Raw genomic sequence first — 26,161 nt, 5'->3', positions numbered from 1 at the left:
AGGGTCCGCCAAAGGGTCCGCCAAAGGGTCCGCCAAAGGGTCCGCCAAAGGGTCCGCCAAAGGGTCCGCCAAAGGGTCCGCCAAAGGGTCCGCCAAAGGGTCCGCCACGTCGGCGGGCGCGTCACCGGCGCACACGATCGCCTTGAGGTTCTTGGCGCCGAAGACCGCGCCGAGGCCGTAGCGCCCGGCGGCGAAGGCGTGGTCGGTGACCACGCTCGCGTACCGGACCAGGTTCTCCCCGGCCGGCCCGATCGCCGCCACGTGGGCGCGCTCGCCGTGCCTGGCCCGCAGCGCGTCGGTCGTGGCGGCCACGCCCAGCCCGCGCAGCTCGCCGGCGTCGTGCAGGGTCACCTCGCCGTCCCGGACCAGCAGGTACGACAGCCGCTCCGCCCGCCCGAGCACGGCCAGCGCCCTGGCCCCCGCCGCCCGCATCCCCGCCGCGAACGGCCCCAGCGCGTGCGCCTCCCCGGCGACCCCGGTCAACGGCGACTTGGCCAGGAACACGGCCTTGGCCAGCCCGGGGGCCGCGGTCCCGCCCAGCATGCCGGCCGCCACGTACAGGAGCGTCCCCGGATCGTACGGATCCAGCCCCGGCGCCGTCCGCTCGGTCATCAACCGCAGCCCCAGAACGGTCCCGCCATAGTGCCCCTTCTCCTGGGTGCGATCTTCCCTCTCGACGTTTCCACTGGTCAGATCCACGATGAACGGCACGGTGAAGCCTCCTGGGGCGGAAAGTGGACCGGGATCGGCACAACATCACACATCATGTAACAGACGCAACCTTCACCACCGGTGGGTGGCGGGGCTTCGGCCGCCACATATGTCCGGCCCGCATCACGGCAAGAGATCTTGACTTTTACTTCTTGTCAACATAAGTCGGCTGATATTCGAAGTAAGGTAGGCGCATGCCAAGCGGTGCCAACGGCCAGGGCGTGGGGGCGGGGGCGCTGCTGGCGATCCTGCGGGACGGGCGGGCCCGGACCCGCGGCGAGCTGGCCCGCCTGACGGGACTGTCCAGATCCACGGTCACCCAGCGGCTCGACGGCCTGATCGATCAGCGCTGGGTCGTGGCAGGCGAGGGCTCGATCTCCTCGGGAGGCCGCCCGGCCGGGGTCTTCGCCTTCAACGGCGGCGCCCGCTTCGTGCTCGCCGCCGACCTCGGCGCCACCCACGCCCGCCTGGCCGTCCTCGACCTGTCCATGAACGTGCTCGCCGAAGTGGCCACCGAACTGCCCGTCGACCGGGGGCCCGAGCGCACCCTGTGCCGGGTGGCCGACATCCTGGACGAACTGCTGGCCGCCGCAGGACGCGATCCCGCGCAGGTGTGCGGCGTCGGCGTCGGGCTCCCCGGCCCCGTCGAGCACGGCTCAGGCCGCCCGGTCAACCCGCCGATCATGCCGGGCTGGGACGGTTTCGCGGTGCCCGAGTGGCTCCAGGGCCGGCTCGGCGCGCCCGTCCTGGTCGACAACGACGTGAACATCATGGCCCTGGGCGAGCACTGGGCCGCGGGACCGGCCGTGGACCCGCTGATCTACGTCAAGATCGGCACCGGCATCGGCTCGGGGATCGTCTCCGGCGGCCGGCTGCACCGGGGCGCGCAGGGCGCGGCGGGCGACGTCGGCCACATCCGCGTCGCCGGCTCACGGGCCCCGTGCAGGTGCGGCAACGCCGGCTGCCTTGAGGCGGTGGCGAGCGGCGCGTCCATGGCGGCGGCGCTGCGCGCGGCGGGCATCGAGGCGGCAGGCAGCAGGGACGTGGTGGCGCTGATGCGCGCGGGCGACCTCACGGCCACCCGGCTGGTCCGTCAGGCCGGGCGCGAGGTCGGCGCGGTGATGGCCTCGATCGTGAACTTCTTCAACCCCTCCGTCATCGTGCTCGGCGGCGACGTGGCCGAGGCGGGGGAGCAGGTGCTGGCGGGCGTACGGGAGACGATCTACAGCCGGTCGCTGCCGCTGGCCACGCAGCATCTCGCGATCAGGGCCAGCGAACTGGGCGACCGGGCGGGGATCGTCGGCGCGGCCGTCATGGTCGCCGAGCACGTCCTGGCCCCGTCCACCATCGACCGCCAGATCGCCGGCTGACCGTCGAACGGCAGACCGCCGGCTGACGGCCCCCGGCGAGATCGCCGGCAGACCGCCGGCTGACCGTCGCCGGCAAGATCGTCGGCTGCCCTCACCCGCCCGCCACCGCGATCGTCCGGCCCCAGCGCTTGTGGACCCCTCCCGCGCGACCGGAGCCCCTTCCTCCACCGCATGGGCCCCGAATGGGCGGCCAGGGAGGCGTAGCCGCGAGGCGAAGTGGAAGGATGATCTATGATCTTGTGGGCAGGGTGAGCGGTGATGTCCACCCTCGACCTCCTCCTGGCCCTCGGCGGCGCCGCGGCCCTGCTCGCCGCGATCCTGCCCGAGGTGCTCGCCCGCCGCCCCCTGTCGCTGCCCCTGGTGTACCTCCTGGCCGGCCTGGCGCTGTTCGCGCTGCCCATCGGCCTGCCCGACCCCGACCCGATCGCCCACCGCACCGCGCTGGAGCACATCACCGAGCTGTGCGTCGTCATCTCCCTCATGGGCGCGGGCCTGGCCATCAATCGCCGCGCGGGACCGCGCCGCTGGTCCACTACGTGGCGGCTGCTCGGCCTGGCCATGCCGCTGACCGTGGCCGGCGTGGCGGTCGCGGCCATGGCCCTGCCCGGCTGGCCGATCGCCGCCGCGCTCCTGCTCGGGGCCGTGCTGGCCCCGACGGACCCGGTGCTCGCCTCGGACGTGCACGTGGGCGAGCCCGTGGACGCCGAGAACGCCGACGACGAGGTCCGCTTCGCCCTCACCTCCGAGGCCGGGCTCAACGACGGCTTCGCCTTCCCCATCGTGTACGCCGCCATCGCGGTCGCCGGCGCGGCGGGAGCGGGCCGGCTGGGGGAGTGGGCCCTGCTGGACGTCCTGTACCGGACCGCCGCGGGACTCGTCCTCGGGCTGCTGATCGGCCGCCTGCTCGGGCGGCTGTTCTTCCGCGCGAGCTCCGAACGGCTGCGGCTGTCGGAGCGGCGGGACGGCTTCGTCGCACTGGCCGCCACGCTCCTCGCGTACGGGGTGACGGAGCTCGCCCACGGGTACGGCTTCGTCGCCGTCTTCGTCACCGCGTGCGCCATCAGGGGCGCCGAGCACGGGCACGGCTACAACAACGTGCTGCACGGCTTCGTCGAGCAGATCGAACGGCTGCTCACCGCCTGGCTGCTGCTCCTGCTCGGCGGCTTCGTCGCCACCGGCGGCCTGGCCGCGCTCACCTGGCGCGGCGCCGCCGTCGGGCTCCTGCTGCTGCTGGTGATCCGGCCGCTGACCGGATGGCTGGTCCAGTGGCGCGGGCGGGCGGGGCCGAGGGAGCGGCTGGTGATCTCGTTCTTCGGCATCCGGGGGATCGGGTCGCTGTTCTATCTCGCGTACGCGCTGGGGCAGGCCGACTTCGGGGTGCCGGCCGAGGAGCTGTGGGCGGTGACCGGGTTCACCGTCATGGTCTCGGTCGTGCTGCACGGCCTCACCGCCACCCCGGTCATGAACCGCGTGGACGCCATCCGCGACGGCGCCATCCGCGACGACGCGAGCAGCGAGAACGCGAGGCGTGAGGACGCGGGCCGTGACAACGGGACCCGTGACAAGGGGAGCCGTGACGACGGGACCCAGGACGACAAGACCCATGACGACGGGAGCCGTGACGACGCCTCAGGGCCGGCCCAGGCTCCACAACCGTAAGGAGCCGTCCTCGTCGGCCCCGGCGATGACCGGCCTGCCGTCCTGCTCCGTCACGGCCAGCCGGCGGATCGCGCCGCCCTCGCCCGCGCCCAGCACGCCGATGACGTCACCGTCGCGCAGGTCCCACACGCGGACGAAGCTCTCGCCACCCGCCGGTGCGTGCGCCACGGCCGCGACCGGCACCTTGCCGGCCAGTCCGATGGCCAGGGCGGTGGCGAACCGGTCATCGGGGCTCTGGCGGCTGAACGACCACCGCTTCCTGCGCTTGCCGGTGGTCAGGTCGTACACGCGCAGGGTGGCGTCCAGGTGGGTGGACACGAGGATCGGCCTGCCGTTCAGCTCGCCGCAGGCCAGGTGCTCGACGCCGCCGATCTCGCCGGTGGTGAACGTACGCAGCATCGTCGCGGAGGACAGGCGCCACACCCGGATCCGCTCGCCGCCGTCGCCCGTGACGAGCACGTCGTCCTTGCCCGCGCGCCCGAACGCCATCCCGCGGATGCCCTGGAAGTGCGCGGTGATCGGCGCGCCGATCCGCTTGCCCGTGGAGACGTCCCAGAGGCGCACGACGCTGTACAGGTCCTTCATGCCGTCGTACTTCTGCGACACCGCGTACGCCCTGCCTGCCACCGTGACGCCGATGATCGGGTCGCTCACCCGGTGGCTCGCCAGGCTCTCGCCCGCCAGGCCCCACAGCCGCATCCTGCCGTCGTCGTGCCCCGACGCCGCGACCGTCCGGCCCTTCAGACTCCCCACGTCCACCGCCGCCACCGGCCCGCCACCGTCACCGAGCCGCACGGGAGTCGTGCCCGGGGTCCATCCGAAGACGAGCCCTTTGTCGGTGCCGCACACCACGACTCCCTCGGCGGCGGCCAGCGCGGCCGACCCACCCACGCCGCGCCCCGGCAGCGGGGTCAGGTCGGTGACCGGCGTCCCGAACGGCTCGGCGGTCACGGCCTGACTGGCCCCGGCAGTGGGAGTAGCGTCACCCGCCGCAGTGACCTCCCCGGTCGGGGACGCGCCACCGCTCGGGGACACGGGCCCGCCCTCACTGGGGCTGGGCGACCCATGAGCAGGTGAGGCACCAACAGGCGTCCGCCCACCACCGACGGGCTGTTGCCGCCCACTCCCAGCCCGCAGCACAGCGAACGCCGACACCCCAAGCGCCACAGCAGCGGCACCCCCACCGATCAACACCCTCCGACTGACCGTCCGCCCACCCGGCCCCTCGTCACGCCCCACACCGCCACCGACTCCGGGCCCGCGAGCGTCACCCGGCCCGCCACCGGCTCCGGGCGCGCCGCCGACTTCCGGGCTCCGGGAGACGCCCTGCCCGTCGCTCACGGCAAGCCCGCCACCGTCATCCGGTCCGTCGGTGGCGTCCGACGCGCCGTGGGTCGCGAGCCCGGTTGCGTGGGGTGTGTCGCTGTTGACCGGTGTGCCGGGGGTGCCTGGTTCGGTGTTGAAGGTGGGGGCGCCGGTCGAGGGGATGCCGTCCACCGGCGGGATGCCGTTGCCGGGGGTGGTGGGGCCGGACTGGCGGATCAAATTTCGCAGCACGTCCGTGAGGGCGGGGCGGGCGGCGGGGTCCTTGGCCAGGCAGGACTCCACCAGGCCCGCCAGCCGCTCCGGCACCCCCCGCAGGTCCGGAGGCTCGTTCAGGATCGCGTTCATGACGACGACCATCGTGTCCCCGGCGAACGCCGCGCGCCCCGTGGCCGCGTACACCATCGAGCTCGCCCAGCTGAACAGGTCCGAGGCGGGCCCCACCCGCTCGCCCCGGAACTGCTCGGGCGACATGTACGCGGGCGTTCCCAGCACCCCCGACGTGCGGGTCGTGGCGTCGAGGGCCTTGGCGATGCCGAAGTCGATGACGATCGGCCCGTCGGGCCCCATCAGGACGTTGGCCGGCTTGAAGTCGCGGTGCACGATCCCGGCCTGGTGGATCGCGGCCAGCGCCGTCAGGGTCGAGATCGCCAGCCGGTCCAGCGCCCCGCCCGAACGCGGCCCGGAGGTGCGGACGAGCGTCTGCAGCGTCTCGCCGGGGACGTACTCGCTGACGATGTACGGCCGCTCGTCCAGCATCCCCACGTCCAGCACGGCCGCCGTGCAGAACGCGGCCACCCGCCGCGCCGCCTCCACCTCGCGCAGGAACCCGCGCGCCATGGTGGCGTCCTGGGCCAGATGGCTGTGCAGCAGCTTGACCGCGACCTCACGCCCGGACTCGGACACGCCCCGGTAGACGACGCCCTGCCCGCCAGAGCCGAGCACGCCGACGAGGCGGTAGGCGCCGACCCGCTCGGGGTCCGACGGCCGGAGCGGGCGCGTTCCCGTCATGCGTCTCCTCTTTCCCCCGAATTTCCGCGAATGTCCCGAACCAGGACGGACTCATACGAGCAACGCGCATGGGCACCGTTCACCGCAACTCCGGACAGTTTCTCAAAAAGTGCACCTGCCGGAGGGACGACGTGCCGTTTCGCGCCCCGGCCCGGCGGGCCCGGCCGCGCCGCCCGCGACACGTCGGCCCGCGGAAGTGCGGGACGCGGCGCCGTACCCGGTAGGTTGCCTGTCCATGGAGGCACCCCCGAAGCAACCGCGACCCCGCCGCCGCGGCCCGGCACAGCTCGCCACGGTCGCCGCACCGCTCGCCGTGCTCATCGCCACGGCGGCCTGCGGGACGCCCGCCGCGAGCGCCCCGGCGGAACGCCCGCCCGCGACGTCCCCCACCGGCTCGTCCGGGGGCGCCGCGGGCGACGCGACCTCAAGAGACACGACCTCGGACGCGACCTCAGGCGCGACCTCGGCACAGGCCGACGACCTGCCGGCGCCCGGCGCGAAGATCCCCACGAGCGCCGGGGCCCTGGCCACCGCGCTGAAGGAGACCACCGCCAAGCTGAACGACGCCATCGACGCCTGGACGAAGAGCGGCCGCACGGCCAAGGGCGGCCCGCCGCGCGACGTCGAGCTGCTCGCCCTCTACCAGCAGCGCGTCTACCGCTACGCCGCCCGCCACCCCGACCTCGCCGCCCGCGCCTTCGCCCGCCTGCCCGCCGCCCTGGCCTCCCAGGCCAAGGACAACACCGCCGCGATCCGCGAGCTGCTCGCCCTGGCCCGGCCCATCAAGCCCTCCGCCGTCTTCAAGACGCAGAAGGCCCGCCCCGCCGGCGAGCTGCTCGGCTACTTCAAGAAGGCCGAGCGCCGGTTCGGGGTGGAGTGGGAGGTGCTGGCGGCGGTCATGTTCGCGGAGACGAAGTTCGGCCGGGTCAGGTCCGACAGCTACGTGGGCGCGCAGGGGCCGATGCAGTTCATGCCCGCGACCTGGAAGGCGTACGGGCTCGGCGGAAACGTCCAGAACCCGCGCGACGCCGTCATGGGGGCGGCCAACTACCTCAAGGCCACCGGCGCCCCGCGCGACTACCGCCGGGCCCTGCACGCCTACAACCCGTCGCGCGCGTACGTGAACGCGATCCTCGCGCACTCCCGCCAGATCAAGCGCGACCCGCGCGCCTACTACGCCTACTACAGCTGGCAGGTGTTCGTGCTCACCACGGCCGGCGAACGCCGCCTGACCGGCCCCTGACACCGCCCCCGGGCCGCCCCGCCAAGGAGAGGGGCGGCCCCCAGCGTCAACGGCCTGGGCTCGTCAGAAGTCGTACTCGTCGATGTTGGACTTGTCGAACGTGAACGGCGGGCCCAGGATGATCTCCCCGTCGGCCCCGACCGTCCGCTCACCCAGCTTCCCGGCCGTGAACTTCTCGCCCTCGGCGCCGGTGATCTGCCCGGAGGCCAGCGCGGCGGCGGCGTACGCGGCCAGGTAGCCCAGGTCCTTCGGGTTCCACAGCGCGAACTTCGCCACGGTGCCGTCCTTGACGAACTTGCGCATCTGGTTCGGGGTGCCGAGACCGGTCAGCGTGACCTTGCCCTTGTACTTGGAGCTGGAGATGTAGCGGGCGGCGGCCGAGACGCCGACGGTGGTGGGCGAGATGATGCCCTTCAGGTCGGGGTAGGCCGCGAGCAGGCCCTGCGTCTGCTGGAAGGACTTCTGGTCGTCGTCGTCACCATAGGCGATCTTGACCAGCTTCATCTTGGCGTACTCGGGCTTCTTCAGCTCGTCCTGCATGAACTCGATCCAGGTGTTCTGGTTCGTGGCGTTGGCGGTCGCCGACAGGATCGCGATCTCGCCCTCGCCGCCGATCAGCTCCGACAGCAGCTGCACCTGGCTGCGGCCCACGTCCTCCGAACTGGCCTGGTTGATGAAGATGTCGCGGCACTCCTTGCTCGTGTCGGAGTCGTACGCGACGATCTTGATGCCCTTCTGGCGGGCCTGCTGGAGCGGGCCGCACACGGCGTTGGGGTCGTTGGCCGCGATGAGGATGGCGTCCTGGCTCTGCTGGGCGAGGGTGTTGATGTAGGAGACCTGCGAGGAGGCCGACGCGTCGGACGGGCCGACCTCCTTGGCCTCGCCCTTGAACTCCTTGGCCGCCTCGATGCCGGCGTCGTCGACGATGGTCTCGTACGGGTTGTTGATCTGCTTGGGCAGGAAGGCCAGCTTGAGTCCCTCCTTGAGCGGCGCGCCCGGGTTCGCGGAGGCCGGGGCGGACGCGGAGGCGGAGGCGGCGGGTGCCTGGCTGGCCACCGACTCCTTCGTGGTGCCGCCGCAGGCGGTCAGGCTGAGAGCGAGCGCGCCGGCCGTGGCCGTGAGCCAGGCGCGGGCGAATCGTGATCTTCTGCTCACTGGTGGCGAACCTTTCCGGGGGAGTGGCGGGGGACGGGAAAGCACAAGGGATCAGGCGGCCGACCTGGCCGGTCGCGCGCGGGCCCGGCGGACGATCGAGATCAGCCGGGGGGTGAGCACCGAGACGATCAGCAGCAGGCCCGTGACGACGGCCTGGATCTCGGTGGTGACGTCGTTGAGCATGAGCAGGTTGCGCAGCACCCCGATGAGCAGCACTCCGGCGATCACCCCGCCGAGCGTGCCCTTGCCGCCGTCGAAGTCCACGCCGCCGAGCAGCACGGCGGCGATGACCGTCAGTTCCAGACCGGCGCCGTTGTCGGCGCGGGCGCTGCCGTAGCGCAGCGTGAACACGATCCCGGCGAACGCCGCCACCACCCCGGACAGCGTGAACAGCAGCAGCTTGATCCGCTTGACCCGGATGCCGGCGAAGAACGCCGTGTCCTCGGAGCTGCCGATGGCGAACAGCGAACGCCCGAACCCGGTCGCGTGCAGTGCCAGCCCCGTCACCACCGCCAGCACCGCGAACAGCGCCACCGGGTACGGGATCGGCGTGCCCGGCACGTTTCCGGCGAAGGCCGAGTACGACGGCGGGAACTGCGAGACCGCGCCGGTGCCGAGCACCACGTACGCCAGCCCGCGATAGAGCGTCAGCGTGCCGATGGTGACGGCCAGCGACGGCAGTCCCAGCCGGGTCACCAGCAGCCCGTTCACCAGCCCGCACGCCACGCCGGTGACCAGCACCAGCGGCACGATCGTCTCGAACGGCATCCCGGCGTCCCACAGGTAGCCCGTCATGGCGCTGGCCAGCCCGAGCACCGAGGCGACCGACAGGTCGACCTGCCCGCACACCACCAGCAGCGTCATCGGCAGCGCGATCAGGGCGATCTCGCTCAGGTCGTTCAGCGCGAACGACAGGTTGTCGGCGTTGCCGAAGTTCGCGTCCGCGCCGAGGCCGCCGAAGAAGACCACGACGAGCAGGGCGGTGACGACGACGTCCCACCGGACGAACCGGCCCAGATCCCGGGTTTCACGTGGCATGGCGGGCGTTCCTCCTGCGCAGGATCCTGGTCATCCGCAGCGCGAGCAGCCGGTCCACGCTGATGGCCAGCAACAGCAGGGCGCCGATCAGCGCGTCCTGCCAGAACGAGTTGACCTTCAGCACGACCAGCACGCTGCCGATCGTGGTGAGCAGCAGCGCGCCGAGCGCGGCGCCGTACACGGTGCCGACGCCGCCCACGATGGCCACGCCGCCGACGACGACGGCGCTGACCACCTTCAGCTCCCAGCCGTGGGCGTTGTCGGCGATCACGGTCCCGAACCTGGCCAGCCAGAGCACCCCGCCGACGCCGGCGAGCAGCCCGCTCACCACGTACGCGGTCAGCACCCTGCGCCGGATCGGCACCCCCGCCAGCCGGGCGGCCTCGGGGCTTGAGCCGATCGCGTAGAACTCCCGGCCCGAGGGATAGGAGCGCAGGTAGTAGCCGACGGCCAGCATCACCAGCACCGCGATCATCGGCAGGTACGGCACGCCGAGCACGTTCCCGCTGCCGAGGTCCAGCAGCCCCTGGGGCACGTCGGCGGCGTTGATCTGCCTGCCGTGGGCGACGAAGTGGTCGATGCCCTGGATCACGTAGAGCGTGCCCAGGGTGACGACCAGCGCCGGCACTCCGCACAGGCTGACCAGCAGGCCGTTGACCAGCCCGCACGCCACGCCGATGGCCAGCCCGGCCAGGATCGCGAGCGTCATGCTGCCGCCCTGCGCCGAGACGAGGTCGCCGGTGACGAACGCGACCAGCCCGACGACCGAGCCGACCGACAGGTCGATGTTGCGGGTGATGACCACGAGCGTCTGCCCGATGGCCAGCAGCGCCAGGATCGAGGCGTTGAGGAAGATGTCCTCGACGCCCTGGACGGACAGGAACGCCGGGTTGACGGCGGTGGTGACGGCCACCAGCACGACGAGGACGCCGAGGATGCTCAGCTCCCTGGCCCGGAGCACCAGGTCGAGCAGGCTCCGCTCGCGTCCCGCCTTGGTCCGCGCGGACGGCGCGGTGGTGAGCGCCGTCATGCGCGCTCCTCGGATGGTGCGGCGTCCTCGGTTGACGCGCCGGCGGGCGGGGTCATGCGGCGTCCTTTCCGCGCCGCCCGGTGGCGGCGGTCATGACCGACTCCTCGGTGGCCTCGCCCCCGGGCAGCTCGGCGGCCAGCCTGCCCTCGTGCATGACGAGGATCCGGTCGGCCATGGCCAGCACTTCGGGCAGGTCGGAGGAGATCATGAGCACGGCCAGCCCCTGTGCGGCCAGCTCCGACAGCAGCCGGTGCACCTCGGCCTTGGTGCCGACGTCGATGCCCCGGGTCGGCTCGTCCACGATCAGCACGGCCGGCTCGGTGGACAGCCACTTGGCCAGCACCAGCTTCTGCTGGTTGCCGCCCGACAGCACGCCGGCCGCGTCGTCGGTCCTGCCGTACTTGAGCTGGAAGCGCACCGCCCAGTCGCGGGCGTGCGCGCGTTCGAGCGCCCGCGAGACGAACGGGCCCCGGCGCAGCGCGCGCAGGCGGGTCAGCCCCAGGTTCCGCTCGATGGACATCTCCATGATCAGGCCCTGCTGGCGGCGGTCCTCGGGCACGAGGGCGAGCCCGGCGGCCATCGCCGCGATGGGGCTGCCGGGCCGCAGCCGCCGCCCGTCCACCACGACCTCGCCCGCGTCCGGCCGGTCGATCCCGAAGATCGCCCGCGCCACCTCGGTGCGGCCCGCGCCGACCAGCCCGGCCAGCGCGACGATCTCGCCGCGCCGCACCTCGAAGGACACGTCGGCGAACGCGCCCTCGCGGGTCAGCCGCGACACCTTCAGCACCACCTCGCCGGGGGCGACGTCCTGCTTGGGGTAGAGGTCGAGCTCGCGGCCGACCATCCGGTTGACCAGGTCGTCCGCCGTCAGTCCGGCGACCGGCTCACTGGCCACCAGCCGCCCGTCGCGCAGCGTCGTGACCCGCTGGCACAGCTCGAAGATCTCCTCCAGCCGGTGCGAGATGAACAGCAGCGCGCAGCCGTGCTCCCGCAGTGCCCTGACCACCGAGAACAGCCGCGCGGTCTCCTGCGCGGTGAGCGCGGCGGTCGGCTCGTCCATGATCAGCACCTTCGCGTCCCGCGAGATGGCCTTGGCGATCTCCACCACCTGCTGGTCGGCGATGGACAGGCCGCGGGCGGGCCGGCGCGGGTCGAGGGTGACGCCCAGCCGGGCGAACAGCTCGGCGGCCCGCGCGTGCATCGTCCTGCGATCGATCCGGCCGAGCGCGGCGCGCGGCTGCCGGCCCATGAAGATGTTCTCCGCCACCGACAGGTCGGGGAAGAGCGTCGGCTCCTGGTAGATGACCGCGATGCCGGCGTGCTGGGCGTCGGCCGGCCCGTGGAAGACGACCGGCTCGCCGTCGAGCAGGATCCGCCCCGAGTCCGGCCTGTGCACGCCCGCGAACGTCTTGACCAGGGTGGACTTGCCCGCCCCGTTCTCGCCCGCCAGGGCGTGCACCTCGCCCGCGCGCAGCTCCAGGCTCACGCCCGCGAGCGCCCGCACCGCGCCGAACGCCTTGCTCACCTCGACCAGCGCCAGGACCGGCGCCGGCTCGCTCACCTGACAGCTCCTGCTTTCATGTCTGTGCCCTTCACGTAAAAAACGTTTTACGTTCCGCCGTTTGCCCGGACCGTAATTTGCTCCCGTGGGGCTCGTCAAGGTCTCGGGAAGCGGGCAATGCTCGGGCTTTGACACGTTTTAAGCAGGCTGGCGAGGGAAAGCAGGCCGACGCGGAAAGTTCCCCAGCGCGGGCAGCGCTTCAGAACGACGGCGCTTCAGAACGACGGCGCTTCAGAACGACGGCGCTTCAGAACGACGGCGCTTCAGAACGACGGCGCCTCAGGACGACAGCGCGCGGGCGGCGTGCACCAGGGGGACGTGGCTGAACGCCTGCGGGAAGTTGCCGACCAGGCGGTCGTAGCGCGTGTCGTACTCCTCGGCCAGCAGCCCGACGTCGTTGCGCAGCGCCAGCAGCCGCTCGAACAGCTCCTCGGCCTCCTGCTTGCGCCCCTGCATCGCCATCACCTCCACCAGCCAGAAGCTGCACGCCAGGAACGCGCCCTCGCCGCCCGACAGGCCGTCGACGTTGTTGTCCTCGGCGAGCGGATAACGCAGCACGAACCCTTCGGACATCAGCTCCTTCTCGATCGCCGCCACCGTGCCCACGACGCGGGGGTCGTCGGCGGGCAGGAAGCCGACCATGGGGATCATCAGCAGCGCCGCGTCCAGCTCGGAGGAGCCGTACGACTGCGTGAAGGTGTTGCGCTCCCGGTCGAAGCCCTTGTCGCAGATCTCCGCGTGGATGACGTCACGCAGCGCGCGCCACTTGTCGACCGGGCCGCTGCGACCGAAGTTCTCGACGTACTTGACGGCCCGGTCGAGCGCCGCCCAGCACATCACCTTCGAGTGCACGAAGTGGCGCCTCGGGCCGCGCACCTCCCACAGGCCCTCGTCCGGCTCCCGCCAGTGGTCCTCCACGTAGTCGAGCAGCTGGCGCTGGATGGTCCAGCCCCGCTCGTCGGGCGACAGGCCGCTCTTGCGCGAGACGTAGAGGCAGTTCATCACCTCGCCGTAGACGTCGAGCTGCAGCTGCCTGACCGCCTCGTTGCCGATGCGCACCGGGCGCGAGTCCTCGTAGCCGTCGAGCCAGTCGAGGCGCAGCTCGGGCAGGCGGCGTTCGCCGGCGACGCCGTACATGATCTGCAGGTCCTGCGGCCGGCCGGCGATGGCGCGCAGCAGCCACGCCCGCCAGTCGGCCGCCTCCTCCAGGTAGCCGGAGCTGATCAGCGCGTCCAGCGTCAGCGTCGCGTCACGCAGCCAGCAGAAGCGGTAGTCCCAGTTGCGCACGCCGCCGATGTCTTCGGGCAGGGACGTGGTCGGCGCGGCCACGATGGCGCCCGTCGGGGCGTACGTCAGCCCCTTCAGCGTGATCAGCGACCGGACCACGGCCTCGCGGTGCGGCCCCTGGTAGGTGCATTTGGAGACCCAGTCCGTCCAGTAGGCCTCCGTGTCGGCCAGCTGGTCCTCGCAGTGGATCTGCGGCGGCATCTGCTCGTGCGAGGGGTGCCAGGTGAACACGAACGGCAGCCGCTCGCCCTCCTTGACGGTGAACGTGGCCCGGTGGGCGTAGTCGCCGCCCTTGAGCGGCACGGGGGAGTGCAGCCACACCGAGTCGGGCCCGCCGATCGCCTGCAGATGCCCGTCCGTGCGGCGCACCCACGGCACGATCCGGCCGTAGTCGAAGCGCACCCGCAGCTGCGTGGAGACCTCCACGGTGCCGGAGACGCCCTCGACGATGCGCACCACGTCGGGGTTGCGGTCGCGCGGCGGCATGAAGTCGATCACGCGGACCGTGCCCGTGGGGGTGTCCCACTCGCTCTCCAGGATGAGAGTGTCAGGACGGTAGCGGCGTCTGGTGGCCGGCTTCCTGCCGGTGGGCCCGAGCCACCAGTGCCCGTTGCGTTCGCTGCCCAGCAGCGCCGCGAAACATGAGGGGGAGTCGAACCTGGGCAGGCAGAGCCAGTCGATCGAACCGTCTCTCCCCACGAGCGCGGCCGACTGCATGTCTCCGATCAGGGCGTAATCCTCGATCCGCATGCTTAGAAGCTACTCGTGCCGGGGTGATCCCGGGGCCAGGCCGGTCCTGTCGCGTCAAGTCCGGCCCGGCCACGGGATCACGTCAGAGGGAACCAGCGGGTGAACAGCTGCGTCAACGGCCCGATGGCCAGCGCGAACACCAGCGTTCCAATGCCGGCCGTGCCCCCGAGCAGCCAGCCGGCGATCAGCACGGTGACCTCGATGAGCAGGCGCGAGGTCCGTACCGACAGGCCCAGCCGCATCAGCCCCGTCATGATGCCGTCGCGGGGGCCGGGGCCGAGCCCGGCCCCGATGTAGAGGACGGTGGCCAGCGCGAGCGCGACGACCCCCACGGTCAGGTAGAACGCCTGGATCACCAGGTGCCCGGGGGCGGGCAGGACGTACATGGAGGCGTCCGCGAAGAGACCGATGAAGATCACGTTGCTGACGGTGCCGAAGCCCGGCTTCTGCCTGAGCGGGATCCACAGCAGCATGACCAGGGCGCCCACCACGATGATGGCCGTTCCGAGCGACATGCCGGTCAGCAGGCTCAGGCCCTGGTGGAAGACGCCCCACGGATTGTTCCCCAGCCCCGACTCCAGCAGCAGCGCGGTGGCCAGGCCGTACAGGGCCAGGCCGCCGTAGAGGCGGACGAGACGGACGGGCAGGGAACTCGGTACGGGGACGGTTGCTTCGCTCATGATGGACCCAGAGTGGCGCCCTCCGGCTTGCCAAAACAGAGCCAATCGCGAAAAGTGGCCTTATGAGGCACTTGTCCGCGCCGCAGGTGGCCCGGCTGGTCACCGCCGATCCGGCCGCGCGCCCCTACTACCGCGCCCTCGCCGACTCCGTCCGCGGCCTGATCATGGACGGCCAGATCCCCGTACGCGTGCGCATGCCCGCGGAACGCCACCTCGCCGAGACGCTCAAGGTCAGCCGCACCACCGTGACCTCCGCCTACGACCTGCTGCGCGCGGACGGCTACCTGGAGAGCCGCCAGGGCTCGGGCAGCTGGACCGCCCTGCCCGACCCGGCCACCACCCGCGACAACCCGTGGCTCAGCACCGGCGGCGACGGCCTGCTCCAGCTCCACACCGCCGCCCCTCCCGCCCCCACGGCCCTGGCCGGCGCCATGGCGGGCGCGGTCGAGGACCTGCCCCGCTACGGCATGGGCAACGGCTACGACCCCATGGGCCTGCCCGTGCTCAGAGAGCGCATCGCCGCCCGCTACACCGCCAGGGGCGTGGCCACCCGGCCGGAGCAGATCGTCGTCACCACCGGCTCCCAGCACGCCATCCAGCTCGTCATGGGCCTGCTGGTCGGCCCCGGTGACCCCGTGCTGGTGGAGTCGCCCACGTACCCGCACGCCGTGGACGCGGCCCGCCGGCGCGGCGCCCGCATCGTCCCGGTCGGGATCTCCCACGAGGGCTGGCCGCAGGACCTGCTGTGCGGCGCCATGCGACAGTCGGGGGCGCGGCTGGCCTACCTCATGCCCGACTTCCACAACCCGACCGGCGCCCTCATGGAGGACCCCGTCCGCGCCGCCGTCGCCGGCGCCGCCCGGCGTTCCGGCACGGTCCTGCTCGTGGACGAGACCTGGGCCGAGCTCGCCCTGGACGAGGTGCCCAGAACCTCGCCCATGGCCGCCTTCGACACCGACAGCCGGGTGATCAGCATCGGGTCGGCCTCCAAACTGTGGTGGGGCGGGCTGCGCATCGGCTGGATCCGCACCACGGCCGCGCTGGCCCGCCGCCTGGCCATGTTCCGCTCGACGGTGGACATCGCCAGCCCGGTGCTGGAGCAGCTCGTCGTGGCGCGCCTGTTCGGCCTCATGGAGGAGACCCGCGCCGAGCGCCGCCGCACGCTGCGCGCCTCACGCGACGCGCTGGTGTCGGGGCTGCGCGAGCACCTGCCGGAGTGGACGTACGAGCTGCCGCGCGGCGGCGGGACGCTCTGGGTCCGCCTGAACGGCGGCGGCTCGACCGCCCTGGCCGAGGCGGCCGCCCATCACGGCCTGCGTCTGGCGCCCGGCCCCTGGTTCGGCCTGGAGGGCACGCTGGAGGGCCACCTCCGCCTCCCCTTCACCCAGCCACCCGCCTTCCTGGCGGACGCCGTCCTCCGCCTCCGCGCCGCCCGCGACCACGGCCCCCTCGGCCCACCCCGCCCCCCGGACCCCCTGGTCACGATGGTGTGAGCGGAGGCGCCGATTACGATCGCCTATTCGCCGCGGCTCTCGTGGATGGCCGAGAGGATGTCGTCGTTGGTCGGGCCGTTCTCCCGGGGACGCCGCAGTGCTCGGTCGACGACCTCCGCGACCGTGGGGCGGGCGACGGGCCTCTCGCGTGCGTCGTCATCTGCCTTCATGCGATTCTCCGTTCTCATTCTCCGTTCTCACTCTCCGAGGCCCCGGGCCAGCGGGGCGCGCCAGTTGCGGCGCATGGCGGCGATGCGCAGGCCGAAGGCGAGGACGGCGGCGGCCAGGGTCGCGGGCCAGCCGTGCAGCCCGAAACCGTACAGGCCGGCCATCCCCGCCGAGCCGAGCATGGCCGGCACCGCGTACAGCTGCCGGTCGTACAGGAGCGTGGGGATCTCGCCGGCCAGGACGTCGCGCAGCATGCCCCCGCCCACCGCCGTCGCGACCCCGAGGAGCGCCGCGTGCAGCGGGTTGAGCCCGTACTCCAGGGCCTTCTCCGTGCCGACCGCGCAGAACAGGCCGAGCCCGGCCGCGTCCAGCACCAGGATGGCCGGCATCACCCGGGCCACGTGCGGATGCCAGAAGAAGACGATCACCGTCGCGACCACCGGCACCAGCACGTAACCGAGGCTCTGGAAGGCGATGGGCCGCACGTTGAGAATGAGGTCGCGCACGACCCCGCCCCCCAGCGCGGTCATCTCGGCCAGCACCCCCATCCCGACCACGTCGAGCCGCTTGCGCACGCCCATGAGGGCCCCGGACAGGGCGAAGACGAAGATGCCCATGAGATCGAGAATTTCGGACACGGAACGAATGTCTATCGCATACCGGGCTCATGGTGCTCGGCCATCATCGCCCGCAGCCTCCGGGTGAACAGGAACAGCGCCATCCCGGCCACGACCGCCATCGCCGCCAGCACCAGGTAGTACGCCGGCTCGGACAGCACCCGGCCGAGCCGCCCCGTCTGCCCGCCGACCGCGTCGCCCACCGACACCGCGATGAACCAGACGCCCAGCATCTGCCCCTTGAACGCCTCGGGCGCGAGCTTCGCCGTCACCGACAGCCCGACCGGGCTCAGCGACAGCTCGCCGAACACCTGGACGAGGTAGACCAGCACCAGCCACCACACCGACACCCGCCCGGCCCCGGCCAGCGCCGCCGCCACGGCCATGACCACGAAGCTCAGCCCCACCATGACCAGCGCGAAGCCGAACTTCTGCGGCGTGCTCACCCGCGTGCCCAGCCGCACCCACAGCGCCGCGAACACCGGCACGAAGATCATGATGAACAGCGGGTTGAACGACTGCGTCGTGGCGGCCTGGATCGGCACGCCGAACAGCGACAGGTCGGTGTGGTCGGCGGCGAAGAAGAGCAGCTTGCTCGGCGCCAAGTCGTAGATCATCCAGAAGAGCGCCGCGGCCACGAACAGCCAGATGTAGGCCTTCATCCTGATCCGCTCGTCCGCGGTCAGGTCGTGGCTGCCCAGCATGATGTACGCGAAGTACGCGACCGGCACGACGAGGATGAGCACCGTGATCACCACGGTGAGCCGGTCGACCGTGAGCGTCCCGGTGGCCGCCCACGCCCCGAGCGCCACGAGCGCGATCACCGTCCCGAGGCCCGCGATGACGGCGAAACGGCGCCGCTCCGAGGGGGACAGGCGCACTCCGGGCCGCTCGCCGACGCCGCGCAGGTGGCGCCCGCCCCACACGTACTGGATCAGGCCGAGCGCCATCCCCACCGCCGCCGCGCCGAACCCCAGGTGCCAGCGGTCGTCGGCGGCCAGCCGGCCCACCACGAGGGGGGCGAAGAAGGCGCCCAGGTTGATCCCGAGGTAGAACAGCGAGAACCCGGCGTCCCTGCGCCCGTCGTCCCCCTCGGGGTAGAGGCGGCCGACCATGACGGAGATGTTCGGCTTGAGCAGGCCGGTGCCGGTGATGATCAGCAGCAGCCCCAGCCAGACGAACACCGGCGAGGTCACCGGCACCGCCATGCTGATGTGCCCCGACATGATGACGAGCCCGCCCCAGAACACCGACCTGCGCGCCCCGAGCACGCGGTCGGCGATCCAGCCGCCCGGCAGCGCCACCAGGTAGATGAGCGCCCCGTAGACCCCGACGACCGCCTGCGACGTCTCCTGCGACAGGCCCAGGCCCTGGTGCGCCGGCGAGGCGGCCATGAACGTGGCCAGGATCGCGCGCAGGCCGTACCACGAGAACCGCTCCCACATCTCGGTGCAGAACAGCGTGGCCAGCCCCCAGGGGTGACCGAAGAACGTCCTGCCGCCGCCGTCGCTCATGTGCGCGCCCCCGATGACCACGTCGTGCTTTCGGGCGATCACTCTACGTGAATAAGGACGGTGAACGAGGACACACATCTTTCTCCTTTAGGTCTTGCCGGTGTCCCGAGGGGTGTGGTGCGATGCATCCCAATTCATGCAAGTGAATACTGACTGGAGGCGGGTCCATGGCCGAAGTCCTCGAAGTCCGGGCCGAGATCGAGCGGCAGATCACCGGCCGTACCGTCTGCGAGCAACTGAGACAGGCGGCCGAGCAGCACCATGACGCGCCCGCCTATTCCGATCCCGAGGGCGACGGCTGGCGCACGCTGACCTACGGCCAGGCCCGTGAGCGGGTCCTGGAGATCGCGGCCGCGTTCGCCGCACTGGGTCTGGAACCCGGCGAAACCGTGGCCCTCATGATGGTCAACCGCAGCGAGCACGTCCTGGCCGACCTCGGCGCGGTGCACGCGGGCGGCGTCGGCTGCACGGTCTACTCGACGTTCGCCTCCGAGCAGATCGAGTTCGTGGCCGGCGACGTGGGCGCCCGTTACGCCGTCCTCGGCGGCCCCGCCGACCTGGCCCGCTGGGAGCCGGTGCTGGACCGGCTGGACGGCCTGCGCAAGATCATCGTGGTGGAGGACGCGCCGGAGGGCGACCGGTTCATGTCCTGGGCCGACTTCTTAGCGCTCGGCCGCGAACGGCTGGCCGCCGACCCCGGCACGGTCGAGGCGCGCTGGCGCGCCGTCACCCAGGACGACGTGGCCACCGTCCTCTACACCTCCGGAACCACCGGCACCCCCAAGGGCGTGCCGCTCACCCACCGCAACATCTTCTACGAGGTCGCCGCCACCGACCGCCTCACCTCGCTGCCCGTGCGCGGCACCCAGATCTCCTACCTCACCTACGCCCACATCGCCGAGCGCATCCTCAGCCTCTACCTGCCCCTGGTGAAGGTCTCCCACGTGCACTTCTGCACCGACCTGGCCAACCTCGGCAGCACGCTCGGGCAGGTCAGGCCGATGATGTTCTTCGGGGTGCCGCGCGTGTGGGAGAAGATGATGGCCCGCCTGCTCGCCGTGCTCGCCACCCAGCCGGAGGAGCAGCAGGCCGCCGTCCGCCAGGCCATGGCCGCCGGCGCCGCGTACGTCGAGGCCGGCCAGTACGGCAACACCGTCACCCCCGAGATCCAGGCCGCCTACGACAAGGCCGACGCCGCCCTCCTGTCCGTCATCCGCGGCATGATCGGCTTCGACCGCGCCGAGTGGACCGCCACCGGCGCCGCGCCGCTCGCGCCCGAGGTGCAGCACTTCTACGCCGGCCTCGGGCTCAAGGTCATCGACGTGTACGGCATGACGGAGACGACCGGCGCCTTCACCGGCAACAGTCCCGCCTGCTACCGCCTCGGCAGCGTCGGCAGGGCCGAGCCCGGCGTCGAGGTCCGCATCGCCGAGGACGGCGAGATCCTCACCCGCAGCCCGCTCAACACCCGCGGCTACCTCAACCGCACCGACGCCACCGCCGAGCTGGTCGACGCGGACGGCTGGCTGCACACCGGCGACATCGGCACGGTCGACGACGACGGCTTCTACCGGGTCGTGGACCGCAAGAAGGAGCTGATCATCACCGCCGGCGGCGAGAACATCTCCCCGGCCGAGATCGAGAACCACCTCAAACAGCACAGCCTCATCGGCCAGGCCCTCGCCTACGGCGACAACCGGCCCTACCCCGTGGCCGTGCTGACCCTGGACGCCGAAGTGGCGCCCGGCTGGGCCCAGGCGCGCGGCATCACCTACGACTCGCTCGCCGAACTGGCCGAGCACCCGGACGTGCTCAAGGAGGTGGAGGCGGCCGTGGAAGCGGCCAACACCAAGCTTGCCAGGGTGCAGCAAGTCAAGAAGTGGGCGCTGCTCGGCGTCGAGTGGACGGCCGAGACCGCGGAGCTCACCCCCAGCCTCAAGCTCAAGAGGCGGATCATCCACGCGAAGTACGCCGACATCATCGAAGGGCTCTATACGGGCTAGAAGCCTTAGAACGGGTTTTGCCATTCGGGGCGTGTGTTGTGGTCCTGGTCATTACCGGACGGTTCCTACCGTCTCGATCATGACCAGAAGCCTTCTTCTCGTCTCGCTCGCGGCGGGGTCGCTCACGGTGCCCGTGCCTGCTGCCTCCGCCGCGACCGAGCCCGCCATCCGATCCATCACCGTGCGTCCATCGGATCCCGTCGTGGGGGCGCACGGGTCCGTCCGGCTCGTGATCGACGTGATCGCCAAGGGAGCGCGGGGCAAGGACGGCGTCACCGTCAAGGTGGAACCCGGCGCTCCGCCCGTACGGGAGCCGCAGCCGCGCCCGGTGACGCCGCCGATCGTCTCGCAGGCTCCCGCACCCGTCCGCCCGCCCGCAGTCCCGCCCGCAGCCCCGCCGGCCCATGACCAGCTCTGGCCCCCGGCCGACGAGCAGGTGCGTCCTCCGGCTCAGGAGCCGGGCGTGCGGCCGAACCAGGACGCGGCCCCAGGGCCCGCTCACGAGTCGGTCCAGGAAGGGGCCCAGGAAGGGGCCCAGGGGTCGGCCCAGGGATCGGTCCAGGCGCCGGCTCAGGAGGCCGCCGGCGGTCACGCTCAGACGCCTGTCCGGGACGCGGCCCAGGCACCGGTGCTGGCGCCGGGCAAGATGCCGCGGGATCCCGCGCTCACGCCCGTCCACGCCGCCCGGCCGTCCCCGGTCGTGTCCCCGGGGCCGGTGCCGCCCGCGGCTCCGCTGACCGGTTCCGTTCCCTCGACCGCCGTTCCTGGTGGCACGAGCCCGAAGGAGGACGCTCAGCCCGTTCTGGTGCGCCCGCGTCCCGTTCCCATGGCACCCGTCGTCAACGGCCAGCCCGCCGTGTACGACCGTCCCGTCGCCGGCGTTCAGGCGCCCGGTGCCGCGCCTGGCGCAGCGCCCGGTACTGGGGCCAAGGTGGGCGTCACGGTGGAGGACACGTTCCCGCTGCTCCCGCCCAGGATCGTCTGGCGGCGGATCACGGCCCCGCCGGCCCGGATGGCGGACGGCTGGCAGACGTGGCGCTTCCTGCCGGACAAGAGGCTGAACCGCTACTACCCGGCGGGCACCTGGACGATCACCGCCACCGCGAAGGGCAAGGACGGGACGACCGTCACGGAGTACGCCACGTTCGAGCTCAGGCGGCAGGCCAAACTGTCCTCCGTACGGGTGGAGAAGTCGGCCCGCCCGAACGGCGTGCGCCTGCGCGGCTCGCTCACCCGCGTGGACCCGCGCGGATTGACCGACTTCGGCCCGTTCGCCAAGCAGCGGCTGGAGCTCCTGTGGCGTCCGGACGCGAACTCGCCCTGGGAGACGGTGGGGGAGACGACCACGGACGCGGCGGGCGCGTTCGCCGGCACGATCGAGGGCCGCACGGCCGGTGAATGGCGGGTGCGTTACCCCGGAACGGGGCACTACTCGGCCGACCTCTCGAAAATCCGACAAATAACTCGATAGGTCATAAAGCAGTCGCCAGGCTAAACCTCGCCGCACTCGCCGTTGCGGAATCGTGATCAGCTTTACCGCAACTTTTCCTTACCCTTACGCGTCAATGGCGTTGATGTGCCCCGGCTTGGGGTGCATTTTTCAGACGGGGAAGGAATTCCGATTTTGATGATGCGACGTCTAGCCGCCGGCCTGGCGGCAGCTGCCGTGGGCGCGACGATGGTGGCCACCGCCGCCTCGCCGGCGTTCGCGGACGACCCTGGCCGCCTGGACCCCGATGTCGCGGGCGGCGAGACCAGCCTCTCGCTCGACGTGAACCCCGAGCCCGCGTGGCGGGGCCGTCCCATCACCGTCGCGGGCAAGCTCTCCGTGCGGTGCGAAGAGGACTACATCAGCGGCTTCGTGTCGGTGCTCCACGCCGACCGCTGCAAGAAGCAGGAGACCTGGCACCGCCTGGCGTACAAGCGGATCGTCGTCCTCTTCCGGCCGAACGGCAGTGGCCGCTGGGAGCACGTGGACACGATCCGCACCAGCGGCAGCGGCTACTTCGGGATCAAGGTACGGGCCCGCTCGTCGGGCACGTGGCGCGCGATCTTCGAGGGCAGCAAGTACCTCGCCCCCTCCGAGGGCACGGACTATCTGAAGGTCTTCGGCCGCCGCCACTAGTCACGGCAGCCCACGCGACACCCGAACGCCCGGCCCACCCGGCCGGGCGTTCGCCGTCTCCACCGGATGCGCGGGTCTCAGTAGGAGACGGCGACCTGGACCCGGTGGTGTTCCGGCCGGTCGGCCTCGTCCACCAGCGCCACCGCCAGATCCGCGTACGAGAACACCGGCTCGCCCTCCGCGACCTCCGGCACCCGCCCGTCGCCGAACCGGTACCGCCCGGTCCTGGCCGCCTCGCCGTCGAGGAAGACCGGCGGCGGCGCGATCACGACCCAGTCGAGCGCCGACCCCTCCAGCACCTCAAGCTGCGCGACGTGCCCCAGCGAGAACGTCCGGGCCTCGGCAGGGAAGCCGGGCGTGTCCATGAACCTGACCCCGGGCGCGACCTCCAGCACGCTGCCGATGCCCAGCGCCACCAGCCGGGTCACCCCCGCCCGCGCCAGCCCGTCCACCAGGGCCCGCGAGGCCGCCCCGTAGAACTCCTCCGACGGCACGTCCAGCCGCGCCGCCACCTGAACGCCCACGTCGTGCCCCGCCGCGACCTCCGCCACACTCCCGGCGTCGGTCACGTCCCCGGCCACCACCCTGACCGGCCCACCACCGGACCCCCGGTCGCCGTCCAGGTCCGGGTGGGCCGCCGGGTTCCGTACCACGGCGGTCACCTCGTGCCCGCGCCCGGCCGCCTCCGCGACCACCTTCACCCCGGCGCGCCCGCCGGCCCCGAACACCACGATCCTGCTCATGCGCGCAGCTCCGTCCGCTCTGCTCGTTCCCGATCGGCGGCCGGACCGCCCGGACGCCTTCGCAGACGGTAAAGGGGGAGATGTCGCTATCCGCAACGATAGTTACCTACGATGACGCCATGCGAGAGCCTCTGGATCCGGACATGTTCACCGGCTGCCCACCGACCGCGGGGCCGTTCCGCGTCGGCGACAAGTGGACCGCGAAGATCATCCGCTGCCTGGAGCAGGGCCCGAGGCGCTTCACCGAACTCCAGGTGCCCCTGCGCACCATCACCCCGAAGGTCCTCACGGAGTCGCTGCGCGCCATGGAACGCGACGGCCTGCTCACCCGCACCGCGTACGACGAGATCCCGCCCCGCGTCGTCTACGAGCTCACCGACCTGGGCCGCAGCCTGCTCGAACCGATGAACGCCGGCTGCGAGTGGTCGCGCAGGCACCTGGCCGAGCTGATGGACGCCCGCGACGCCTGGTACGCCTCCACAACGTGAAACCGCCCCGCCACGTGCCACCTCCCGCGTGAGGGAAGAATCGATCTAGGGAAGAATGTGGTGAAGTGGCGGATTTTGAGGGCAGGTCGCCGCGCGCCGTAGGCTGGCCCTCTGGCGATACGAACAGGAGGTGACGCCCCATGTTGCGAGACTCGTTCGGACGGGTGGCGACGGATCTTCGGGTGTCCCTCACGGACAAGTGCAATCTGCGCTGTACGTACTGCATGCCACCGGAAGGGCTCGACTGGCTCCCGAACGCCCAGCTCCTCACCGCCGAAGAGATCGTCCGCCTGGTGACCATCGGCGTCGAGCGGCTCGGCATCACGGAGGTGCGCTACACCGGCGGCGAGCCCCTCCTGCGCCGCGAACTGGTCGACATCGTCGGCCGCACCACCGCCCTGACCCCCAGGCCGCAGGTCTCGCTCACCACCAACGGCATCGGCCTGGCCCGGCTCGCCGAGTCGCTGGCCGCCGCCGGGCTCGACCGGGTCAACGTCTCCCTCGACACGCTCGACCCGGCCACGTTCAAGCGCCTGGCCCACCGCGACCGGCACGCCGACGTGATCGCCGGCCTCGCCGCCGCCGACGGATCGGGCCTGCGGCCGGTCAAGGTCAACGCCGTCCTCATGCGCGGCGTCAACGACCACGAGGCCGCCGCGCTGCTGCGCTGGTGCATCGATCAGGGGTACGAGCTGCGCTTCATCGAGCAGATGCCGCTCGACGCCCAGCACGGCTGGAGCCGCGAGGGCATGGTGACCGCCGACGAGATCCTGCGCCTGCTGTCGAGCTCCTTCGACCTCACGCCCGACGACCTCGAAGAGCGCGGAAGCGCCCCGGCCGAACGGTTCCTGGTCGACGGCGGCCCCGCCAGGGTCGGGGTGATCGGCTCGGTGACGCGGCCGTTCTGCGGGGCCTGCGACCGGGTCAGGCTGACCGCCGACGGCCAGGTGCGCAACTGCCTGTTCGCCACCGAGGAGTCGGATCTGAAGACCCCGATGCGGGCGGGCGCGTCGGACGAGGAGCTGGCCGAGCGCTGGCTCGCGGCCGTGTCACGCAAACGCGCGGGCCACGGCATCGACGACCCGTCGTTCCTGCAGCCCTCCAGGCCGATGTCCGCCATCGGCGGCTGACCCCGGCGACCGCCCCCCGGGATCCCTGGCGCCCTGACACGTGGGGATCGCTCACCTTTGCGACACAATGGGGGATCACCTGGAGGAGGCTCATATGCACGTGCTCAACGAATGGACCGCCCTGGCCTGCGAGGAGCTGGGCATCGACCCGGCCCGCGTGGACCGCGACCGGATCCTCGACCTGACCAAGGAGGTCGCCCACGGCGTCGCCCGCCCGGCCGCGCCGCTGACGGCGTATCTGCTCGGCCTGGCCCAGGGATCGGGCACCGCTTCCGACGACGCCGTGGCCAGATTGATCACATTGGCGAAGAACTGGGAGCGGGAGAGCGGCGCCAAGCTGACAGAAGACTGACACTCGAACGAACTCTTGAAGTCAAGCCCGGCTCCCGCCTGAAGATTTCCTGTGAATAACGAGGCGGGAGCTCGTGTAAACGATTTCGGGAAAGCAGCCCTACCCAAGAGCGGACACGGGGCGCACTGATCAAATCACTTACCGGGAAAAGGGCGACGCCGGGTGGTTACGGGGGCAAACCACCCGGCGTCGCTTCATCGGCGTTCCGACGGGGGCCCGGAACGCCGGCACCAGCACTCCGACGGGGGACCGGAGCGCTATGGCTAAAGCGTACACCTACAACCCATGGGATGCGTCAAGACTTAGTCACGACCCGATCTCGCGTCGATGCAGCGGTATCTCGCTTTGGTTAGCTTCGGGGGACTGAAAGGTAGGCGGCGGGCCTGGCTCGCCCCTCTCATTGGCCCCGATTACCGCTATGTATGGCAAAAAGACCGCCGCCCCGATGAACAGCAGCCGGTACGGCCACGGCACGGGCACCACGACCGCCAGGATCAGGCAGATCGTGCGGATCCCCATCTTGATGAGGTAGCTGATCTCGCGCTTGCGGATGTCGGCCGTGAGCGACGGCCGGGCATCCGTGACCTGGTGGACATCTGCTTTCCTGCGCCACCCCTTCATGTCTTCCACGGTATCCCCAGGGGGTCGTGCCGGGCACGGCAGCCCGGTCCCGGGCAGGGGTCATGCGATCATGGCCTTCGAGTAAGGAG

23 protein-coding genes are annotated in these 26,161 nt (G+C 71.6%); 10 read left to right on the top strand and 13 right to left on the bottom strand.

Going from position 1 to position 26,161, the window contains the following annotated elements:
* The coding region (locus tag AB0C28_RS33925; RefSeq protein ID WP_358079995.1) for an aldehyde ferredoxin oxidoreductase N-terminal domain-containing protein at positions 1–711 on the bottom strand (711 nt) is incomplete at its 3' end.
* 194 nt (positions 712–905) lie between these two features.
* Here AB0C28_RS33925 and AB0C28_RS33920 point away from each other — a divergent pair.
* Together AB0C28_RS33920 and AB0C28_RS33915 are read left to right on the top strand one after the other, a co-directional pair.
* Complete coding sequence (locus tag AB0C28_RS33920; protein WP_357854128.1) at positions 906–2,081, top strand: ROK family transcriptional regulator; 1,176 nt, start codon at positions 906–908, stop codon at positions 2,079–2,081.
* Positions 2,082–2,339: 258 nt separating this feature from the next.
* Entirely contained in the window at positions 2,340–3,740 is a 1,401-nt protein-coding gene (locus tag AB0C28_RS33915; RefSeq protein ID WP_358079994.1) for a cation:proton antiporter, read from the top strand.
* On the opposite strand, the gene AB0C28_RS33910 is transcribed toward AB0C28_RS33915, so the two are convergent.
* On the bottom strand, positions 3,711–6,074 hold the full coding sequence (locus AB0C28_RS33910) for a serine/threonine-protein kinase (RefSeq protein ID WP_358079993.1): 2,364 nt from the start codon (positions 6,072–6,074) through the stop codon (positions 3,711–3,713). The genes AB0C28_RS33915 and AB0C28_RS33910 overlap by 30 nt on opposite strands.
* A gap of 235 nt (positions 6,075–6,309) precedes the next feature.
* On the opposite strand from AB0C28_RS33910, the gene AB0C28_RS33905 reads away from it, so the two are divergent.
* Positions 6,310–7,317, top strand: a complete 1,008-nt coding sequence (locus tag AB0C28_RS33905; RefSeq protein WP_358079992.1) for a transglycosylase SLT domain-containing protein — start codon at positions 6,310–6,312, stop codon at positions 7,315–7,317.
* Between the two features lie 63 nt (positions 7,318–7,380).
* Here AB0C28_RS33905 and rhaS read toward each other — a convergent pair whose 3' ends face one another.
* The 6 genes from rhaS to AB0C28_RS33875 form a co-directional block, all read right to left on the bottom strand.
* Positions 7,381–8,472, bottom strand: a complete 1,092-nt coding sequence (gene rhaS, locus AB0C28_RS33900; RefSeq protein WP_358079991.1) for a rhamnose ABC transporter substrate-binding protein — start codon at positions 8,470–8,472, stop codon at positions 7,381–7,383.
* 51 nt (positions 8,473–8,523) lie between these two features.
* Positions 8,524–9,510 carry an ABC transporter permease gene (locus tag AB0C28_RS33895; protein ID WP_357854113.1) on the bottom strand — a complete coding sequence of 329 codons (987 nt, stop codon included), beginning with the start codon at positions 9,508–9,510 and terminating at the stop codon, positions 8,524–8,526.
* The gene (locus tag AB0C28_RS33890; RefSeq protein WP_357854110.1) at positions 9,500–10,540 is read right to left on the bottom strand and encodes an ABC transporter permease; all 1,041 of its coding nucleotides are present in this window, start codon (positions 10,538–10,540) and stop codon (positions 9,500–9,502) included. Before AB0C28_RS33890 ends, AB0C28_RS33895 begins: the two co-directional genes overlap by 11 nt.
* 52 nt (positions 10,541–10,592) lie before the next feature.
* Complete coding sequence (locus AB0C28_RS33885) at positions 10,593–12,101, bottom strand: sugar ABC transporter ATP-binding protein (RefSeq protein ID WP_358079990.1); 1,509 nt, start codon at positions 12,099–12,101, stop codon at positions 10,593–10,595.
* Positions 12,102–12,380: 279 nt separating this feature from the next.
* Entirely contained in the window at positions 12,381–14,138 is a 1,758-nt protein-coding gene (locus tag AB0C28_RS33880) for a glycoside hydrolase family 15 protein (RefSeq protein WP_358079989.1), read from the bottom strand.
* A 77-nt stretch (positions 14,139–14,215) separates the two neighbouring features.
* Positions 14,216–14,818, bottom strand: coding sequence for a hypothetical protein (locus AB0C28_RS33875; protein WP_357854101.1), 603 nt, complete (start codon positions 14,816–14,818; stop codon positions 14,216–14,218).
* 62 nt (positions 14,819–14,880) lie between these two features.
* On the opposite strand from AB0C28_RS33875, the gene AB0C28_RS33870 reads away from it, so the two are divergent.
* Entirely contained in the window at positions 14,881–16,311 is a 1,431-nt protein-coding gene (locus tag AB0C28_RS33870) for a PLP-dependent aminotransferase family protein (protein WP_358079988.1), read from the top strand.
* A gap of 23 nt (positions 16,312–16,334) precedes the next feature.
* Here the strand turns inward: AB0C28_RS33870 and AB0C28_RS33865 are convergent, their stop codons facing one another.
* Genes AB0C28_RS33865 through AB0C28_RS33855 form a run of 3 tightly spaced genes read right to left on the bottom strand, consistent with a single transcriptional unit; the run spans position 16,335 to position 18,652 of the window.
* Positions 16,335–16,481 carry a hypothetical protein gene (locus AB0C28_RS33865; RefSeq protein ID WP_357854095.1) on the bottom strand — a complete coding sequence of 49 codons (147 nt, stop codon included), beginning with the start codon at positions 16,479–16,481 and terminating at the stop codon, positions 16,335–16,337.
* Between the two features lie 27 nt (positions 16,482–16,508).
* Positions 16,509–17,117, bottom strand: a complete 609-nt coding sequence (locus tag AB0C28_RS33860; RefSeq protein WP_357854092.1) for a trimeric intracellular cation channel family protein — start codon at positions 17,115–17,117, stop codon at positions 16,509–16,511.
* Positions 17,118–17,128: 11 nt separating this feature from the next.
* The gene (locus AB0C28_RS33855) at positions 17,129–18,652 is read right to left on the bottom strand and encodes an oligopeptide:H+ symporter (RefSeq protein WP_358079987.1); all 1,524 of its coding nucleotides are present in this window, start codon (positions 18,650–18,652) and stop codon (positions 17,129–17,131) included.
* A gap of 125 nt (positions 18,653–18,777) precedes the next feature.
* Between AB0C28_RS33855 and AB0C28_RS33850 the strand changes: the two genes are divergently transcribed.
* From AB0C28_RS33850 to AB0C28_RS33840, 3 genes are all read left to right on the top strand, one after another.
* Positions 18,778–20,613, top strand: coding sequence for an AMP-dependent synthetase/ligase (locus AB0C28_RS33850; protein ID WP_357854086.1), 1,836 nt, complete (start codon positions 18,778–18,780; stop codon positions 20,611–20,613).
* 79 nt (positions 20,614–20,692) lie between these two features.
* Entirely contained in the window at positions 20,693–22,084 is a 1,392-nt protein-coding gene (locus AB0C28_RS33845; RefSeq protein WP_358079986.1) for a hypothetical protein, read from the top strand.
* 156 nt (positions 22,085–22,240) lie between these two features.
* The gene (locus AB0C28_RS33840) at positions 22,241–22,738 is read left to right on the top strand and encodes a hypothetical protein (RefSeq protein ID WP_357854081.1); all 498 of its coding nucleotides are present in this window, start codon (positions 22,241–22,243) and stop codon (positions 22,736–22,738) included.
* Between the two features lie 77 nt (positions 22,739–22,815).
* Here the strand turns inward: AB0C28_RS33840 and AB0C28_RS33835 are convergent, their stop codons facing one another.
* Positions 22,816–23,481, bottom strand: a complete 666-nt coding sequence (locus AB0C28_RS33835) for an NAD(P)H-binding protein (RefSeq protein ID WP_358079985.1) — start codon at positions 23,479–23,481, stop codon at positions 22,816–22,818.
* Between the two features lie 119 nt (positions 23,482–23,600).
* Here AB0C28_RS33835 and AB0C28_RS33830 point away from each other — a divergent pair, with 119 nt between their 5' ends.
* From AB0C28_RS33830 to AB0C28_RS33820, 3 genes are all read left to right on the top strand, one after another.
* The gene (locus tag AB0C28_RS33830; RefSeq protein WP_357854075.1) at positions 23,601–23,969 is read left to right on the top strand and encodes a helix-turn-helix domain-containing protein; all 369 of its coding nucleotides are present in this window, start codon (positions 23,601–23,603) and stop codon (positions 23,967–23,969) included.
* Positions 23,970–24,109: 140 nt separating this feature from the next.
* Positions 24,110–25,099 (top strand): GTP 3',8-cyclase MoaA, encoded by a 990-nt coding sequence (gene moaA / locus AB0C28_RS33825; RefSeq protein WP_357854072.1) that lies wholly within the window; start codon positions 24,110–24,112, stop codon positions 25,097–25,099.
* 94 nt (positions 25,100–25,193) lie between these two features.
* Positions 25,194–25,451, top strand: a complete 258-nt coding sequence (locus AB0C28_RS33820) for a DUF6457 domain-containing protein (protein WP_357854069.1) — start codon at positions 25,194–25,196, stop codon at positions 25,449–25,451.
* A gap of 306 nt (positions 25,452–25,757) precedes the next feature.
* On the opposite strand, the gene AB0C28_RS33815 is transcribed toward AB0C28_RS33820, so the two are convergent.
* Positions 25,758–26,072, bottom strand: coding sequence for a DUF3099 domain-containing protein (locus AB0C28_RS33815; protein ID WP_357854506.1), 315 nt, complete (start codon positions 26,070–26,072; stop codon positions 25,758–25,760).
* Positions 26,073–26,161 lie beyond the last annotated feature (89 nt).

This window comes from Nonomuraea sp. NPDC048892 (assembly GCF_040649735.1).
Lineage (GTDB): Bacteria > Actinomycetota > Actinomycetes > Streptosporangiales > Streptosporangiaceae > Nonomuraea > Nonomuraea maheshkhaliensis.
The sequence above is the reverse complement of the archived record's forward strand: the minus strand, read 5'-3'. Positions and strand labels throughout refer to the sequence as shown.